Source organism: Simiaoa sunii, assembly GCF_014337175.1.
Classification (GTDB): Bacteria; Bacillota; Clostridia; order Lachnospirales; family Lachnospiraceae; genus Acetatifactor; species Acetatifactor intestinalis.
In genome coordinates, this window is the sequence record NZ_CP060633.1 from 1,054,015 (window position 1) to 1,070,086 (window position 16,072).

Below are 16,072 nucleotides of genomic sequence, written 5' to 3' on the forward strand. Positions count from 1 at the left end.
TCAACAGTGTATATGTAGACAATAACTGCATGAAATCTATGCTTCCTTACGCCGGTATTATCCGGTTCAAGTAGTGAGGGTTAGAAATGATGGCATAGTCTTGCAACACTTCAGTCTCAGCGATGTGCTCCCCTAGCGGAATATAATATTTACCTGTTTACTATAGTGCTTTATTGTGACAGTGTCAAGCTTACAGAAAAGTTTTTAATATCTGCAGCACGCCGTTTTCCCAATAAGGCGCACAGGTTCTCTTTGCGGCAGCGATTACTTCCTCTCTTGCGTTGGATACGGCATAGCTGGTTCCGGCGCTCTCAAGCATTTCTATATCATTCAGATTGTCTCCGAAAGTGCAGGTTTCATCCGGAGCAATGCCAAGATATTCCTGTAAAAACCGAATAGCGGTTCCTTTGTTCACACCTAACGGGTTACAGTCCATCCATTCTTTGCCGGAGGAAGCGATTTTAGCCTTGGTCTGCCAGGTGGGAGTGAAAAGCGGGGCACACATTTCTTCACATGCCGAAGGATGATACACTGTGAATTTGATCACGTTGTCCACAGGTGCTTTTAACAGGTCCGGTACTTCACGGATATCATATCCGTAAGAATCCGTAAGCCAACGGAACATGCGGCTTCCGGCATCTTCTGCCAGACAATAATCCGGAGTGGCAATAAAATAATCACAGTCCGGTAATTCATTGCGAACCGTTTCACACATTCCATGCCAGACATCTTCGGGCAGAGTGTGGACTTTTAAAATTTTGTGAGGGGTACGGACTACTGTGCCGCCGTCCGTGATATAGAGAAGCTTATCGCAAACGGGAGCGAAAAGCTTTCGCTCACTGATGAATTGCCGGCCGGAGCAGGCGACGAAGATGATTCCTTTTGAAGTCAGTTTTTCAATTACGGTCATATATTCCGGATCGATCATCAGAGTACCGTCTTTTAAAAGGGTACCGTCAATGTCGGTTGCAATTAATTTGATCATAGCTCCTCCTGTTAATGGAAAGATGGAAAGTATGCTATGATTATAGCCTATCTATAAGCGGATTTGCAATGACATCCTCAAGATAAAACAGTTGGAAAATCGGCGAAAATATAGTATCGTAGATAGTAAAGATCAGAAAGCGGTAGAAACCTAAGGAAACAGTAAGAATCCTGGAGAAGTAGCAGGAACCGGAGATAGAAGGGTTAACGATAGGAATGAAGAAATTAATCATAGGAATTCTGGCACATGTGGATGCCGGCAAGACAACACTGGCAGAGAGCCTTTTATATACCTGCGGAACGATCCGCAAGGCAGGAAGAGTGGATCACGGAGATGCTTTTCTGGACAATGGGGACATGGAGAGGAAGAGAGGCATTACCATCTTCTCCAAGCAGGCGAGAATCCGGTGGAAAGATGTGGATATCACTCTGTTAGATACCCCGGGGCATGTGGATTTTTCCGCTGAAATGGAGAGGACACTTCAGGTACTGGACGCAGCCATCTTTGTGATCGATGGCAGTGACGGCGTGCAGGGGGATGTCTACACACTGTGGAGATTATTGAAAAGATATGAGGTTCCGGTATTTTTATTCGTAAATAAAATGGATCAGCCGGGCACCGAGCGGGACAAAATACTGGCCGAACTGCAAGGTAAGCTTGATGGCAATATTGTAACCGTTGAAAATATCATGGCGCAGGATGAATCCGGAGAGGACCGTGAGCAGGAACTGGAACATGCCGCCATGTGCAGTGAAGTACTGATGGAGGAATATCTGGAGACCGGAGCCTTGCAGCCGGAGAGCATAGCATTCACTGTGGCGCAGCGGAAGCTGTTTCCCTGCTTTTTTGGATCCGCATTAAGACAGGAAGGCATAGAAAAGCTGTTGGACGGACTGTCTTTCTATCTGCCGGAACCGGAATATTCACAGGAGTTTGGAGCCAGAGTCTATAAAATCGGCAGAGATACGTCGGGGAACCGTCTGACGTATCTGAAAGTCACCGGAGGGACACTTCGGGTCAAAATGATGATCGGTAATGAGAAAAGCGGTGCCGGGGAAGAGATCTGGGAGGAGAAGGCAGATCAGCTGCGCCTGTACAATGGAGGAAGCTATGAGACCGCAGACAGCGTGCCGGCGGGAGAAGTCTGTGCGGTCACAGGACTTACGAAGACATTTGCAGGACAGGGACTGGGCTATGAGTGCGAGAATCTGGCACCGGTGTTGGAACCGGTATTGACCTACAGGCTGAGTTTTCCCCCGGATGTGGATCCGGTGACAGCGCTCGGAAAGCTCAGACAGCTGGAAGAAGAGGAGCCGCAGTTACATGTATTATGGCAGGAGGAAAAGCGGGAGATCCATATGCAGGTCATGGGGCAGGTGCAGATGGAAATCCTGAAAAATATCCTGTGGGAGCGTTTCGGACTGGAAGCGGAATTCGATGCGGGAAGCATTGTCTATAAGGAGACGCTGGTGGAACCGGTGGAAGGCATCGGGCATTTTGAACCTCTGCGACATTATGCAGAAGTACACTTGCTACTGGAACCGGGTGAGCGGGGCAGCGGCTTGCAATTTGCCTCTCTGTGCAGTGAGGATATGCTGGATCGGAACTGGCAGAGACTGATCCTGACTCATTTGGAGGAAAAAAGGCATGTGGGAGTGCTCACCGGATCGGAGATCACAGATCTTCGGATACTGTTGATCGCCGGAAAAGCACATACTAAGCATACGGAAGGCGGGGATTTCCGGCAGGCGACTTATCGCGCCATCCGGCAGGGACTGCGCAGTGGAAAAAGTATTCTGCTTGAGCCGTGGTTTTCCTATCGACTGGAAGTGCCGACAGAAAATCTCGGCAGGGCAATGTCAGATATCACCAGAATGAACGGACGATTCGATCCGCCTGTGACCGAAGGAAACAACAGTGTACTGATGGGCAGTGTGCCGGTGGCAACCATGCGGGATTACGCCAGAGAAGTGGCTTCCTATACCAAAGGACACGGCAGACTGTCCTGCAGCCTGCAGGGGTACGAGCCCTGCCATAATCCGGAAGAGGTGATGGCACAGACGGATTACGATCCGGAGGCGGATACCGCCAACCCTACCGGTTCCGTATTTTGTTCCCACGGGGCCGGTTTCCAGGTGCCCTGGGATCAGGTGTCGGAATACGCCCATGTGGAGAGCGGCTGGGTACCGGATTCGGAGGAAAATACAGAGTCGGGGGATGACGCCTTACAGGGAATGCCGGCAGTGAACAGACGGCAGGGAGCTGTACGTCAGACGGGTGGCGGCACAGAGCGTATCATATCCCAGGAAGAGATCGAAGAGATCTTCCGCAGGACCTATGGAAAAGGGGCAGAAGATCCGCATAGATTCCGCAGATATCATACATCCTCCGGCAGTCGCAGCAACTACACGGAAAGTCCGGCAGACAGTATGCGGACACCGAAGACCAAAGCAGGCCCTCAGGAAAAACCGGAAGAATATCTGCTGGTGGACGGCTATAATATTATTTTCGCATGGCCGGAGCTGCGGGAGCTGGCACAGATCAATTTAGACAGCGCCAGGGACAAACTGATGGATATATTGTGCAACTATCAAGGATATCAGGGATGCCGGCTGATTTTGGTCTATGATGCTTATAAGGTGAAAGGAAATCCGGGATCTGTGATGAGATATCATAACATAGAAGTGGTCTATACGAAGGAAGCGGAGACTGCAGACCAGTATATTGAGCGCACCACACATGAGCTGGGAGCAAAACCGCAGAAATACCGCGTGACGGTAGCTACCTCAGATGCCCTGGAGCAGATGATCATCTGGGGCAACGGTGCAGTCAGAATGTCTGCTCTGGGGTTAAAAGCAGCTGTGGAATCCGCTGGAGCAGAATATTTTAACAGCTGAATTATAACCGCTTCGCAGTGATATTTGGATTGAGGTGGTTTTATAGTACTTGAAAAAAGGTAATCTATATCTGTCGGATGGAGCGGATGATGAAAGCTTCGGTAAAAATCCGGATAAAAGAATAGAGAGGTATAGATTATGAGAAGAAAAGCCATTTCCAATATTATGTTTTATGTTACTACAGTATTATTGATCCTGACCATTGTATTCTGCATCGGAAGCACGGTGAAAAGCGAAAGCAGCAATGAAACACAGCGTATTGAGAATCAGGTGAAGGAACAGCAGCTGCTTACAAAGGTGAAGCAATATCTCAATGAGAATGGCTGCCGCAACAGTGGTGTGACACTGACTTATGTGATGGATGAAAGCGGAGCATGTGATTATACCTTTACGATCCATCATAAGAAAATCAACGCGATGAGTGAAGAAGAGCGAGAGGATTTCCGTACGGAACTGTCACAGATCTGTGCAGTATCCGATGGGACTACCATTTCTTATGAATATCTCCTGACGGATTTTTAAGGATGTGTTTCCCCGGTCCCCGGTTTACAAAATCCGCATGACATTTTTAAAAATAAAGGGTATACTGATACCATGATGGGAAAGGAGAAGAACAGATGACATTTATTCCCAAACCACATGAGATATATAAACATTTTAAGGGTAATCTATATCAGATCGTTACGATAGCACAGCATTCGGAGACTGGAGAGCAGCTGGTGATCTATCAGGCATTGTATGGAGATTTTAAGACCTATGCAAGACCGCTTGCGATGTTCACGAGCGAAGTGGATAAGGTCAAATACCCTGAGATACAGCAGAGATTCCGTTTCGAATTACAGGGTGAGGACGTGGACAGACAGACCCGTGAGACTGACGCAGTGAGTGGGGCGCAGGGCGTAGCAGCACAGCCGGAAGCACCGGCAGTGCATATAGAAGTTGCAGAGGAGGAGCCCGCACTGGATCCTTTGGTATTAGAGTTCCTGGATGCGGATTCCTATGAACAGCGTCTGAATATTCTGGCAGGTCTCCATCATCGTATTACCAATGAGATGATCACGACCATGGCAATCGCCTGCGATATCGAAGTAAATGACGGTGAGACGGAGGAACGTTATGAAGAACTGAAAAACTGCCTGCTCACCATGGAGAAGTTTGAATGCAATCGCCTGCGGTAGACACTATGGATAAATACAATGAAAATTTAACGGATGTTAAGGAAATCTTTAGGAAAGGTGACCTTCGGGCGATTCCCAAACCACTTTTAAAATGGTATGATAATAATCGTAGGATTCTTCCCTGGAGAGAACAACCCACACCCTATCGCGTATGGGTCTCTGAGATCATGCTACAGCAGACCAGGGTGGAAGCGGTGAAGCCTTATTTTCAGAGATTTATGGATACCCTGCCGGATATCGCGGCATTAGCGGAAGCACCGGAGGAGACTCTATTAAAACTGTGGGAGGGACTTGGTTATTACAACCGGGTGCGTAATCTGCAGAAAGCAGCAATTCAGATCATGGAAGATTATGCCGGAATTATGCCGGATTCTTATGAAGAATTGCTGAAACTGAAAGGAATCGGAAGCTATACGGCGGGAGCAGTATCTTCCATAGCTTATGGAAAACCGAACCCGGCGGTAGATGGAAATGTGCTCCGTGTGATCGCCCGCATCCGTAAGGATGATCGATGTATCTCAGAGGATAAAGTGAAAAAGGCCGTGGAGAAGGACTTGTGGGAGGTTATACCGAAGGACAGACCCGGGGATTTTAACCAGGCAATGATGGAGATCGGAGCCTGTGTGTGCATTCCGAACGGTGCCCCTCATTGTGAGGAATGTCCACTTAGACAGATCTGTCTGGCATACGAAGATGGAACGCAGCAGCAGTACCCGAATAAGGCAAAGGCAAAGGAACGGACCATAGAGGAGAAGACGATCCTCATTATCCGGGATGCGGAGCTTGCGGTGCTGCACAAGCGACCGGCTAAGGGACTGCTCGCCGGAATGTATGAATTCCCGTCAATGAAGGGATTCTGTACGGCGGAAGAGGTGAAGGAATATCTGACAGAGAACGGACTGCAGGTACTCAGGATTCAGCCGTTGGAGGATGCAAAGCATATTTTCTCCCACAGAGAATGGCATATGAAGGGATATCTCATCCGGGTCGATGAACTCGCACCGAAGAAGGTGGGACCGGATTCTGCGGACTGGATCTATATTGAACCCCGGGAGACGCAAGACAGATATCCCATTCCTTCTGCATTTGCAGCTTATGCGAAGGGACTGAGCATGCAGCTTGGGATACCTCGAACTATGTTTTAATATGAAGAAAGGACAGCAATCATGAAATTACTTTCCATAGCAATTCCCTGTTATAATTCTGAAAAGTATATGAGAAAATGTATTGACTCCCTGTTAGTCGGAGGGGAGGATGTGGAGATCCTGATTGTTGATGACGGATCTACCAGGGATCGCACTGCGGAGATTGCAGATGAATATGAAGCGCAGTTTCCTACGATCGTCCGCGCGATCCACAAGGAGAACGGTGGACACGGTTCCGCAGTGAATACCGGAATTGCCAATGCTACCGGATTATATTTTAAGGTGGTGGACAGTGATGACTGGGTGAAGCAGGATGCCTATTTTAAGATCCTGGACACTCTGCGGGAGCTTGCAGGAGGTGGTCAGGCACTGGACATGCTGATCAGCAACTATGTCTATGAGAAGGAAGGCGAGCGTCGCAAGAAAGTCATTCAGTACCGTCATATTCTGCCGGTAGAGAAGATGTTCACCTGGCAGGACTGCCATCATTTTATCAAGGGACATTACATACTGATGCATTCTGTGATCTTCCGTACGAAGCTACTTCAGGAATGCGGACTGAAGCTTCCGGAGCATACTTTCTATGTGGACAATCTGTATGTGTTTGAACCGTTACCTTATGTGAAAAATATGTATTATCTGGATGTGAATTTCTACAGATACTATATAGGAAGACAGGATCAGTCTGTCAATGAGACGGTCATGATCTCCCGTATCGATCAGCAGATCCGCGTGACCAAGCTGATGATCGATTATCTTGTGGCAAAAAAGCAGGAGCTGGTCAAGAACAGACGCCTGTATCAGTACATGCGTAATTATTTAGAGATCATCATGACAGTATCCTCTGTGCTGCTGATCCGTTCCGGTACTCAGGAACACCTGGATAAGAAGAAAGAATTGTGGGAGTATCTTAAGAGCAAGGATAGGAGACTGTACCTGTGGATGCGCAATGGCATCATGGGCGGAACGATGAACCTGCCCGGAAGAGGCGGACGCAAGATTTCCGTAGAGGGGTACAAGATCTGTCAGAAGCTGTTTGGCTTTAACTAGTCAGGGTTTTATTTTTGATAAGCCAGAAAAAGCTTCAAAAGTCTGAGTGCATAATCACGTTCTCTTTGTTCGGAATTATTTAGCATAGTTAAAATAGCGGATACTTCGGCGGTTTGCCCGGGGTATCCGTTTTCGTTGTTTTCTTTTCCGTAAATAATATAATCCAGTGACATATCTAAAGCTTCGGAAAGCGCCATCAGAGTTTCTACACTCATGCCGCAGCTGCCACGTTCAATATCGGCATAATATTTTGCGGCACGGTCTATTTTTTCAGCCATTTCATCCTGCGTGAATCCCAAAAGATTTCTTTTCAGGCGAATACGTTCTCCGGCAGCCAGACGATCATATGTTTTTTTCATTTATACCTCCAATATCATTATCCCCATGAATTGCCCCATTTTTTAGTGTAATCATAAAAGCATTTTCTATGAACTTTTCCCAGTTACATTATGAAGACCGTAAACTATTGACAATACCAGTTTTAAACGTATATAATGGTTACGTTTAAAACAGAATCCAAAATTACGTTAAAAACGTAGTGACAGAGGGAATTCTTACAATAGCCCGGAAAAAGTCTGGAGAGGAAATACTAATGAAGAAAAAAATCATTTCCGTAATCGTGGGCGTGGCCGGTCTGACCATGGCTTATTTTTTAGCGAGCGGAATCTCTCATATCATCTATAATCGTCCGACGGACAATGCGGCTGCCGAAACTGAGAGCACAACGGATAGCGCTGTGCAGGGAACTGAGGAAGCAAAAAGTGCCATGACCGAGGACGAGATCAACGAAATGCTGGCAGGCATGAAGACAACGGAAACGGCAGAGACCGAGACTGCGACAGAAGAGCAGAGCGAAGTCATCCCTGTGAAGTTTGAAGAGCTTCAGGCGGTGAACCCGGATGTCTATGCCTGGATCACCGTACCCGGTACGGATATTGATTATCCGATCCTGCAGCATGCATCCGACAATTCTTATTATCTCATGCATAATATCGACGGTTCCTATGGATATCCCGGCTGCATCTACACCGAGAATATGAACAGTAAGGACTTCACGGATAACAATACTGTGATCTATGGACACAATATGAAAAACGGTTCTATGTTCGCACAGTTACATAAATTCGAAGATCCGGACTTTTTTGATGCGAATAGAGAAGTGGTGATCTATCTGCCCGGAGAAGTACTGCATTACACCATTTTTGCAGCCCATATCTACGATGACAGACACCTGCTGTACAGCTTTGACTTTACGGATCCGGAGGTCTATCAGAAATACCTGGATTCCATATTCAGCACCCGCGATATGAGTGCAAATATTGACAAGGACATCACTGTGACAACGGACGATCAGATCATTACATTAGTGACCTGTATCGGCAGCCAGCCGAATAACCGACTTCTGGTGCAGGCAGTGCTGACCGACAGAGAAGCGGGTGCGGAGACTGCCCGGGCGGCAGCTGCAACAGAATAGATCAGCATAGTATTTTATGCGTGGGAGACAGACTATGAAGAAGGAAGAAAGCAGAGATAACCTCATAGATATTCCGCTTGAAGATGAACGTGACGAATCCCAACTGACAGGCCGGAAAGCGGCAGAATACAATAAGCAGCATGTCATCCGGCACAGAAAGCGTGTCCGCACGAAGATATTATGTGCGCTGGGAATATTGCTGGCACTGCTTGCAATCCTTGCAGTGATCGCAGTGATCCTCGTCAATGTATGGAGAACCACCGGACGTGCAAGCCTGCTTCATCATGCACAGGGCAACAGTATCGATGCTGCACAGGCGATGCAGGAAGCGGCAAATGAGAAAAATTCCGAAGCCTCCGAAGCACAGGAAGCGGAAGAATCCTATGAATTGCAGGAAGGTCAGATCCGTTACAACGGCAAGACTTACCAATATAAAGATAACCTCATGAACATTCTCTGCCTGGGAATCGACAGCAGAGACGGCATTGCGAAGGAGAAGACACCCGGTAAGGCAGGTCAGGCAGACTGCGTGATCCTGGCGGTACTGGATGATGAAGCGAAGACCATTCAACTCATCAACATCTCCAGAGATTCCATGGTGCCGGTACATGTATATGCTACCGACGGAAGTTATGTGGAGGATCGGACGGAACAGCTGGCTCTGCAGTATGCTTACGGCAACGGCAGGGACTGGAGCTGTCAGCTCATGGAGCAGACGGTATCCGAGCTGTTCTATGGAGTGCCGATCCATGGCTACTGTGCACTGTCCATGAACAGCATTGCAGATCTGAATGATGCGGTAGGCGGCGTGACTGTGACCGTGCCGGAGGATCTGGCAGTGATGCAGCCGAAGCTGTTCACTGCAGGCGATACTGTGACCCTGAAGGGCGAACTGGCATACCATTTTGTTCATGATCGTGACTATAAGTCTACCGATATTGCTTCCAATAATAAGCGCATTGCCAGACAGAAAGCTTATGCGGTTGCTTTCGTCAACCAATTAAAGCAGGGCATGAAGGAAGATATGACTCTTCCCGTGAAGCTGTACCAGACCGCGGAGAAGCAGATGGTGACCAGTATCGGCCTGGATCAGGCAGTATATCTGTGCACGGAATATATGAACAGCTCCTTTGATACCGACAATATCTACACTATCGCCGGTGAAGTCACCAAGGGAGAGGAATATGCGGAGTTCAATGTGGATGACGATGCTCTGTATCAACTGATCCTCGATGTGTTCTATGAGGAAGTAAACTAATACTAATTACGGTATAACCGGTTGGAGACAGCCGTTTATATATAGAAACCATTCTATACTCTACGAAAGGAGATAATTGTCCAATGAAAAAAGTATATGCTTTGTTATTAGTTGCAGTTATGACCGTAGCTATGGCAGTTCCTACCTTTGCAGCAAACAGCCCTGAGGCTGATCCTGTTGTAAAGACCGCTGCCGGCGTTGATGTCGTAGCAGCAGCAAAGGAAGTTAAGACTTCCGTAGCAGCAGCTTCTGTAGCAGTTCCTTCTGAGCAGCTTGCTAAGCAGGTTGTATCCGTAACCTCTACAGAATCCGTGCTGAAAGACTTAAACGTTCCTACCAGCGCTAAACTGGTAGCAGCAGTTGATGTATCCTACAGCGGAGAGATCCCTGCAGGCGGCGTACAGGTTCCTTTCAAGGTTCCCAGCGCTAAGAAGGGTGATATGGTATATGTTCTTCACAGACAGCCCAACGCACCTTACACCTGGGAAGTAGTTGGTTCCGGCGTTCTCGGTGATGACCTCACCGTAACCGGTACTTTCACCAGCTTCTCTCCCGTTGCATTCATGGTAGTTGATGCAGCTGATGTTGCAGCAACCGCAGTGAAGGCTCCCAAGACCGGCGAGTTCTAAGATATTCTTATGAACTTAATTTCATAAGGCCTTATGAAGTATTGGTCATAAATGAAATAAGAATGAAATTGAAGTAAAAAGGTAGAGTGGTTTCTATGAGACCGGTGTGGCGCTCCGGCGCCATGCCGGGATCAAAAAAAGGAGAAATATCGCATGGAATATATTGATATGCATTCCCACATACTGCCGGGTCTGGATGATGGTTCGAAAAACATGGAAATGACACTTGCCATGCTGCGGGTAGCCGTAGAAGAAGGCATCGGCATGATCTATACCACCCCCCATTGTATGCCGGGGAAGGGACATCCGACGCTTGCAAAGGTGGAGGAACGGATCCGCCTGGTACAGGAGGCGGCCGAGGCAGAAGGAATTCAGATCACCTTAAAAAAAGGCACAGAGTATTACTACATAGAAGAAATGTCAGAATGGATGGAAGAGGGGAAGATCATCACCCTGGGAGATTCCCATTGTGTATTGGTAGAATTCGAACCCTATGCGGAGGAAAAATACATCCGCAATGCAGTCAGAGAGATCCTGGGATTCGGATATCAGCCAGTGATCGCCCATGTGGAGAGATACCGGAATCTGATGGAGCGGAAATTCGCCGCCATCCAGTGGATGAGGGAGATTGGGGCACTGATCCAGGTGAACTGTGCTTCCGTGACCGGAGATAACGGTTTTACTACAAAACAGAACGTGAAGAGCCTGCTGAAAAACGGCCTGGTGGATTTCGTGTCCACGGATGCACACAGACCGGAGGGCAGGGCTCCTTATATAGAGAAATGTGCGGAGCTCCTCCGCAGAAAATACGGAGATATCTATGCCGCGGAGCTCACGGGAGGCAATGCCCGGAGGTTCCTGGCACACAACTAATGAACTCATTTATGTATAACGAGAGGAAAAAATACCATGCAGACTTCTTATCAGGAAGATGAAATTGAAATCGATTTACAGGATCTGTTCGGTCTGCTCCTGCACAAAGCCTGGATCATTATTCTCGCAGCCATCGTGTCAGGTGCCATAGGATTCGCGGTGAGCTTTTTTTTGATCACACCGCAGTATGAATCCACCACCAGCATCTATATCTCTACCAGCAAAGGGAATGAGAACAGCATGACCTACAGCGATGCGCAGCTGGCCAGCCAGTTGACCAAGGACTATGAGGAATTGATCCTGGGACGCACTGTGCTGGAAAAAGTGATTGCACAATATCAGCTGAATGAAAGTTACGAGAGTCTGAAAAAGAGAGTGTCCGTAGAAAATACTTCTAACACCCGTATCATCAGCATCACGGTAAAGGATCCGAATCCTGCCAATGCACAGATCATAGCCAATAGCATCCGTGATGTGGCAGCGGTACATATCAAGGATGTGACGGATGTGGAGGCTGTCAATGTAGCGGATGAGGCAAACCTGCCGGAAAACCCCTGTGAGCCTTCTATCCCGAAGTGGACACTGATCGCAGCCTTGATCGGCGTGATCTTGTCAGCCGGTATTATCATAATGCAGTATCTGCTGGATGATACGATCAAATCTTCCGAGGACATTGAGAAATATCTGGAGTTGTCTACCCTGGGACTGATACCTAATTTTGATACCGTGGAGAAAAAAAAGAAATCCCACAGATCAAAGGAGGAAGAGGATAACTATGAGCCCCGGATGGAAGCGGATGAGGCTATCGAAGTCGTAGATATAGAAAAGGAGCAGGAAGATGCAGAGCATTGAATTAAAAATGGAAAAACAGGATTTCCGTACCAAAGAAGCATTTAAAACGCTCCGTACGAACATCGAATTCTCCGGAGAAAATATCAGGGTCATCTGTGTGACAAGCTGTACACCGAACGAAGGTAAGAGCAGTGTATCTTATGAACTGGCAAAATCCTTTGCACAGAACGGGAAAAAGACCATCCTCATTGACGCCGATCTGCGCAAGAGTGTCATGAGGGGCAGACATAAAAAGGGTAAAGTTCGCTTTGGACTGACCAACTACTTAGTCGGAAAGGTAGATCTTGATACGGCAATCTGTGAGACGGATATTCCGAACTTCCATCTCCTCTTCGCCGGACCGGTACCGCCCAACCCCAGTGAGCTGCTGGGCAATTCCCGATTCGAGAAAATGGTAGAGGCATGCCGTATGAAGTATGACATGGTCATCATCGATACACCGCCGCTTGGAAGCGTTATCGATACTGCGGTCGTCTCCAAATTCTGTGACGGCGCGGTGATCATCCTCGCCTGCGGTGAGATCAACTACCGCTTCGCTAAGAGGGTCAAGGACCAGCTGGCAATGACCGGATGCAAGATCCTCGGCTGCGTGTTAAATAAGGTAGAGATGAGCGGCAGGGGATACTACGGCAAATATTATGGCAAGTACTACGGGAAGTACTACGGCAAATATTACGGTAACTACGGAACGGAAGAGTAAACGGAGATAAAACAGGAGGGGAAGCCTGCTTCGTTTGTCTGTTGTAACGGGAGTAGTATTAAGGGTAGACAACATGGAGGAAACTAGAAACTAAAAAACAAAAAAATGATTGTGATAAACCGAAAAAATTCGGGGGGGGGGTAGAAACATGTACAAAAAAAAGTACAGTGGCTGGCTGAAACATGCAGACTTTCTGATACTGGATATCATTGTTCTCCAGCTCTCCTTTTATGTTGCATATTGCATCCGTCATGGGATCGGTAATATGTATGCGGATCAGCTGTATGCCGGTATGGCAATCGTACTATTGCTGATAGATATCGTCATTGGTATCATTTTTGAAAATTTACATAATGTCATGAAGCGTGGCTTCTGGATCGAGGCCATCCAGACATCCAAGCAGGTGCTGGAGGTATTCGCACTGTTTGCCATCTATCTGGTCACCGTGCAGAGCGCTGAGCAGTTCTCACGTACTGTACTATATCTGACGATGGTATTCTACTGGATCCTGAGCTATGTAGGAAGGATCCTCTGGAAGACATACCTGAAGCATCATAACAGGTATGCACCAAAACGTTCTCTGATCATTGTGACCAAAGCAGACCGTCTGCCTATTCTGACAGAGCAGCTGCAGGGAGAGACCTATGCTTCTTACCAGATCCTGGGCATCACAGTCGTAGATGCGGATATGATGGGACAGCAGATCGGAAACTATACGGTGATAGCGAACGCTGATAGTATCATTGAATATACCCGTACCGGCTGGGTGGACGAGATCTATATAGACCTGGAACCGGGAGATGCATCCGCTGAACCGTTGGTCAGACAATTCCTGGAAATGGGTACGGTAACGCACGTGCGGGTCCCCGATGCACTGACAGAATCCGGACGGAAGATCATCATGGAAAAGCTGGGAGACATGCCGGTAATAACTGCTACGATGAATTATGCTTCTCCCAGACAATTGTTCATGAAGCGATGTTTGGATGTCACAGGAGGTCTGATCGGATGTATCCTGACCGGTATCCTGTGTATATTCCTGGCACCGGCAATCTATATCCAGTCTCCGGGACCGATATTTTTCTCCCAGATCAGGGTCGGCAAGAATGGCAAACAGTTCCGCCTCTATAAATTCCGCAGCATGTATATGGATGCGGAGGAACGTAAGGCAGAGCTCATGAAACAGAATAAAATGTCTGACGGCAAGATGTTCAAGCTGGACGAGGATCCCCGCATCATAGGCAGCAGGATCCTGCCGGATGGTACCTATAAAAAAGGAATCGGCAACTTCATCCGAGACTGGAGCATTGACGAGTTCCCGCAGTTCTTCAATGTGCTCAAAGGTGATATCTCCCTCGTAGGCACCAGACCACCCCTCGTCTCCGAGGTAGAACAGTACGAACTCAGACACTGTACCAGACTCGCCATGAAGCCGGGCATCACCGGAATGTGGCAGATCAGCGGACGGAGCAGCATCACGGATTTCGACGAAGTCGTGAAGCTGGACCGGGAATATATCGAGAACTGGAACTTTGGAAAGGATCTGAGGATACTGTGGAAGACTGTAGGAGCGGTGCTCAAGAAGGATGGAGCAGTGTAAGGGAAACGGATAAGCGTAGGAGCTACAGTAAGAGAGGAAATTAAAGGACGAACGTTGGTGACGGTGTGCGAAACAGAAGGAGTAGTAGCAAGTAAAAAGTTGCGAATTGCGATGTTAGGTCATAAACGAATCCCCCGGGCACAAACTGGATACGCACAATCCCGCGCTGGGAACGGGGCCCTAGCCCCTCGGAAAAACGGGTGAAAATGTTAAATCGGACGATATGAAATAAAAGTAGATGTTTTGTATGAGGTGACGGTTATAAAGCTTTCGAATATGGGAAGAGGAGTGAAGGACTAATGGGAGAAAAGCTTAAGATCGCTATGCTTGGGCAGAAGCGTGTGCCATCCCATGAGGGCGGTATAGAGATCGTAGTAGAAGAGCTTAGTACCAGAATGGCTGCTAAGGGACATGATGTAACTTTATATAATCGCGGTGGTCATCATGTTAGCGGCAAGGAATTTGATTCCCAGAAATTAACTGAATATAAATCTGTGAAGCTAAAGTCGGTACCAACAATTGATCGAAAAGGTCTGGCAGCGGTATCCTCCAGCTTTTTTGGTGCGCTTAGAGCTGCATTTGGAAAGTACGATGTTGTCCACTTCCATGCTGAAGGACCATGTGCTTTCATGTGGATTCCGAAGCTGTTTGGAAAGAGATGTGTGGCCACAGTTCATGGCCTTGATTGGCAAAGAGAAAAGTGGAAAGGTGGTTTTGGCAGCAAGTTCATCCATTATGGCGAGAAGCAAGCTGTGAAGCAAGCAGATGAGATTATCGTATTGAGTAAAGGAATGCAGGACTATTTTCTGAGGGAATACGGAAGAGAGACAGTTCTCATTCCGAATGGCGTAAACAAACCAGAGGTAGTAGAAGCTAAAGAAATAAAAGATAGATGGGGGCTTGAGAAGGATGGGTACATCTTATTTCTGGGCCGTATTGTTCCAGAAAAGGGCTTGAGATATTTGGTTAAAGCCTATGAAGAGTTAAAGACAGATAAGAAGTTGGTTATTGCTGGTGGAGCCTCAGACACTGATAAGTTTGTGAAAGAACTTAAAGAGATTGGTGGAGATGAGGTCATCTACACAGGCTTTGTTTCTGGTAGAACTCTGGATGAGTTGTACAGTAACTGTTACATATATTGCTTACCATCTGATTTGGAAGGAATGCCGCTGTCGTTATTGGAGGCTATGAGTTACGGCGATTGCTGCGTGGTATCGGATATTGATGAGTGTGCATCTGTCGTTGAGGATAAAGCAGTTGTGATGAAGAAAAGTGATGTGGCTGATCTGAGAGAGAAGTTGCAGAAGCTTTGCGATGAACCGAAGACGGTTCAGAAGTATAAAGATGAAGCAGCAGAGTTCATCCTTAAGAAATATGGATGGGATGATGTTGTGGAGAGAACGATAGAACTTTATAAACGAGGGGCATAAG

Annotated in this window: 15 protein-coding genes and 1 riboswitch; of the genes, 13 read left to right on the forward strand and 2 right to left on the reverse strand. The window is 47.5% G+C overall.

Annotated features, from left to right (window positions below):
- Window positions 1-26: 26 nt before the first annotated feature.
- Window positions 27-144, reverse strand: a riboswitch (TPP riboswitch).
- 46 nt (window positions 145-190) lie between these two features.
- On the reverse strand, window positions 191-985 hold the full coding sequence (locus H9Q77_RS04915; RefSeq protein WP_118550605.1) for a Cof-type HAD-IIB family hydrolase: 795 nt from the start codon (window positions 983-985) through the stop codon (window positions 191-193).
- Between the two features lie 215 nt (window positions 986-1,200).
- Here H9Q77_RS04915 and H9Q77_RS04920 point away from each other — a divergent pair, with 215 nt between their 5' ends.
- From H9Q77_RS04920 to H9Q77_RS04940, 5 genes are all read left to right on the forward strand, one after another.
- Window positions 1,201-3,882, forward strand: a complete 2,682-nt coding sequence (locus tag H9Q77_RS04920; RefSeq protein ID WP_249326687.1) for a translation factor GTPase family protein — start codon at window positions 1,201-1,203, stop codon at window positions 3,880-3,882.
- A 138-nt stretch (window positions 3,883-4,020) separates the two neighbouring features.
- Window positions 4,021-4,404 carry a hypothetical protein gene (locus tag H9Q77_RS04925; protein WP_249326688.1) on the forward strand — a complete coding sequence of 128 codons (384 nt, stop codon included), beginning with the start codon at window positions 4,021-4,023 and terminating at the stop codon, window positions 4,402-4,404.
- Window positions 4,405-4,499: 95 nt separating this feature from the next.
- Window positions 4,500-5,060 carry a DUF1653 domain-containing protein gene (locus H9Q77_RS04930; RefSeq protein ID WP_249326689.1) on the forward strand — a complete coding sequence of 187 codons (561 nt, stop codon included), beginning with the start codon at window positions 4,500-4,502 and terminating at the stop codon, window positions 5,058-5,060.
- 5 nt (window positions 5,061-5,065) lie between these two features.
- Entirely contained in the window at window positions 5,066-6,205 is a 1,140-nt protein-coding gene (mutY, locus tag H9Q77_RS04935) for an A/G-specific adenine glycosylase (protein ID WP_249326690.1), read from the forward strand.
- Window positions 6,206-6,226: 21 nt separating this feature from the next.
- Complete coding sequence (locus H9Q77_RS04940; RefSeq protein ID WP_249326691.1) at window positions 6,227-7,255, forward strand: glycosyltransferase family 2 protein; 1,029 nt, start codon at window positions 6,227-6,229, stop codon at window positions 7,253-7,255.
- A gap of 8 nt (window positions 7,256-7,263) precedes the next feature.
- Here the strand turns inward: H9Q77_RS04940 and H9Q77_RS04945 are convergent, their stop codons facing one another.
- Window positions 7,264-7,614: a helix-turn-helix domain-containing protein gene (locus H9Q77_RS04945; RefSeq protein WP_022153322.1), complete on the reverse strand. Its 351-nt coding sequence runs from the start codon at window positions 7,612-7,614 to the stop codon at window positions 7,264-7,266.
- A 233-nt stretch (window positions 7,615-7,847) separates the two neighbouring features.
- Between H9Q77_RS04945 and srtB the strand changes: the two genes are divergently transcribed.
- The 8 genes from srtB (at window position 7,848) to H9Q77_RS04985 (ending at window position 16,071) form a co-directional block, all read left to right on the forward strand.
- Window positions 7,848-8,729 carry a class B sortase gene (gene srtB / locus H9Q77_RS04950; protein WP_249326692.1) on the forward strand — a complete coding sequence of 294 codons (882 nt, stop codon included), beginning with the start codon at window positions 7,848-7,850 and terminating at the stop codon, window positions 8,727-8,729.
- Window positions 8,730-8,763: 34 nt separating this feature from the next.
- On the forward strand, window positions 8,764-9,987 hold the full coding sequence (locus tag H9Q77_RS04955; RefSeq protein ID WP_249326693.1) for an LCP family protein: 1,224 nt from the start codon (window positions 8,764-8,766) through the stop codon (window positions 9,985-9,987).
- Window positions 9,988-10,070: 83 nt separating this feature from the next.
- Window positions 10,071-10,616 carry a hypothetical protein gene (locus H9Q77_RS04960; RefSeq protein ID WP_022153319.1) on the forward strand — a complete coding sequence of 182 codons (546 nt, stop codon included), beginning with the start codon at window positions 10,071-10,073 and terminating at the stop codon, window positions 10,614-10,616.
- A gap of 153 nt (window positions 10,617-10,769) precedes the next feature.
- Window positions 10,770-11,489 (forward strand): CpsB/CapC family capsule biosynthesis tyrosine phosphatase, encoded by a 720-nt coding sequence (locus H9Q77_RS04965; RefSeq protein WP_249326694.1) that lies wholly within the window; start codon window positions 10,770-10,772, stop codon window positions 11,487-11,489.
- Window positions 11,490-11,525: 36 nt separating this feature from the next.
- Window positions 11,526-12,341, forward strand: coding sequence for a YveK family protein (locus H9Q77_RS04970; RefSeq protein ID WP_249326695.1), 816 nt, complete (start codon window positions 11,526-11,528; stop codon window positions 12,339-12,341).
- The gene (locus tag H9Q77_RS04975; protein WP_249326696.1) at window positions 12,328-13,041 is read left to right on the forward strand and encodes a polysaccharide biosynthesis tyrosine autokinase; all 714 of its coding nucleotides are present in this window, start codon (window positions 12,328-12,330) and stop codon (window positions 13,039-13,041) included. The genes H9Q77_RS04970 and H9Q77_RS04975 overlap by 14 nt, the downstream gene beginning before the upstream one ends.
- A gap of 148 nt (window positions 13,042-13,189) precedes the next feature.
- On the forward strand, window positions 13,190-14,641 hold the full coding sequence (locus tag H9Q77_RS04980; RefSeq protein ID WP_249326697.1) for a sugar transferase: 1,452 nt from the start codon (window positions 13,190-13,192) through the stop codon (window positions 14,639-14,641).
- A gap of 299 nt (window positions 14,642-14,940) precedes the next feature.
- Window positions 14,941-16,071: a glycosyltransferase family 4 protein gene (locus H9Q77_RS04985; protein WP_249326698.1), complete on the forward strand. Its 1,131-nt coding sequence runs from the start codon at window positions 14,941-14,943 to the stop codon at window positions 16,069-16,071.
- Window position 16,072: the final 1 nt, after the last annotated feature.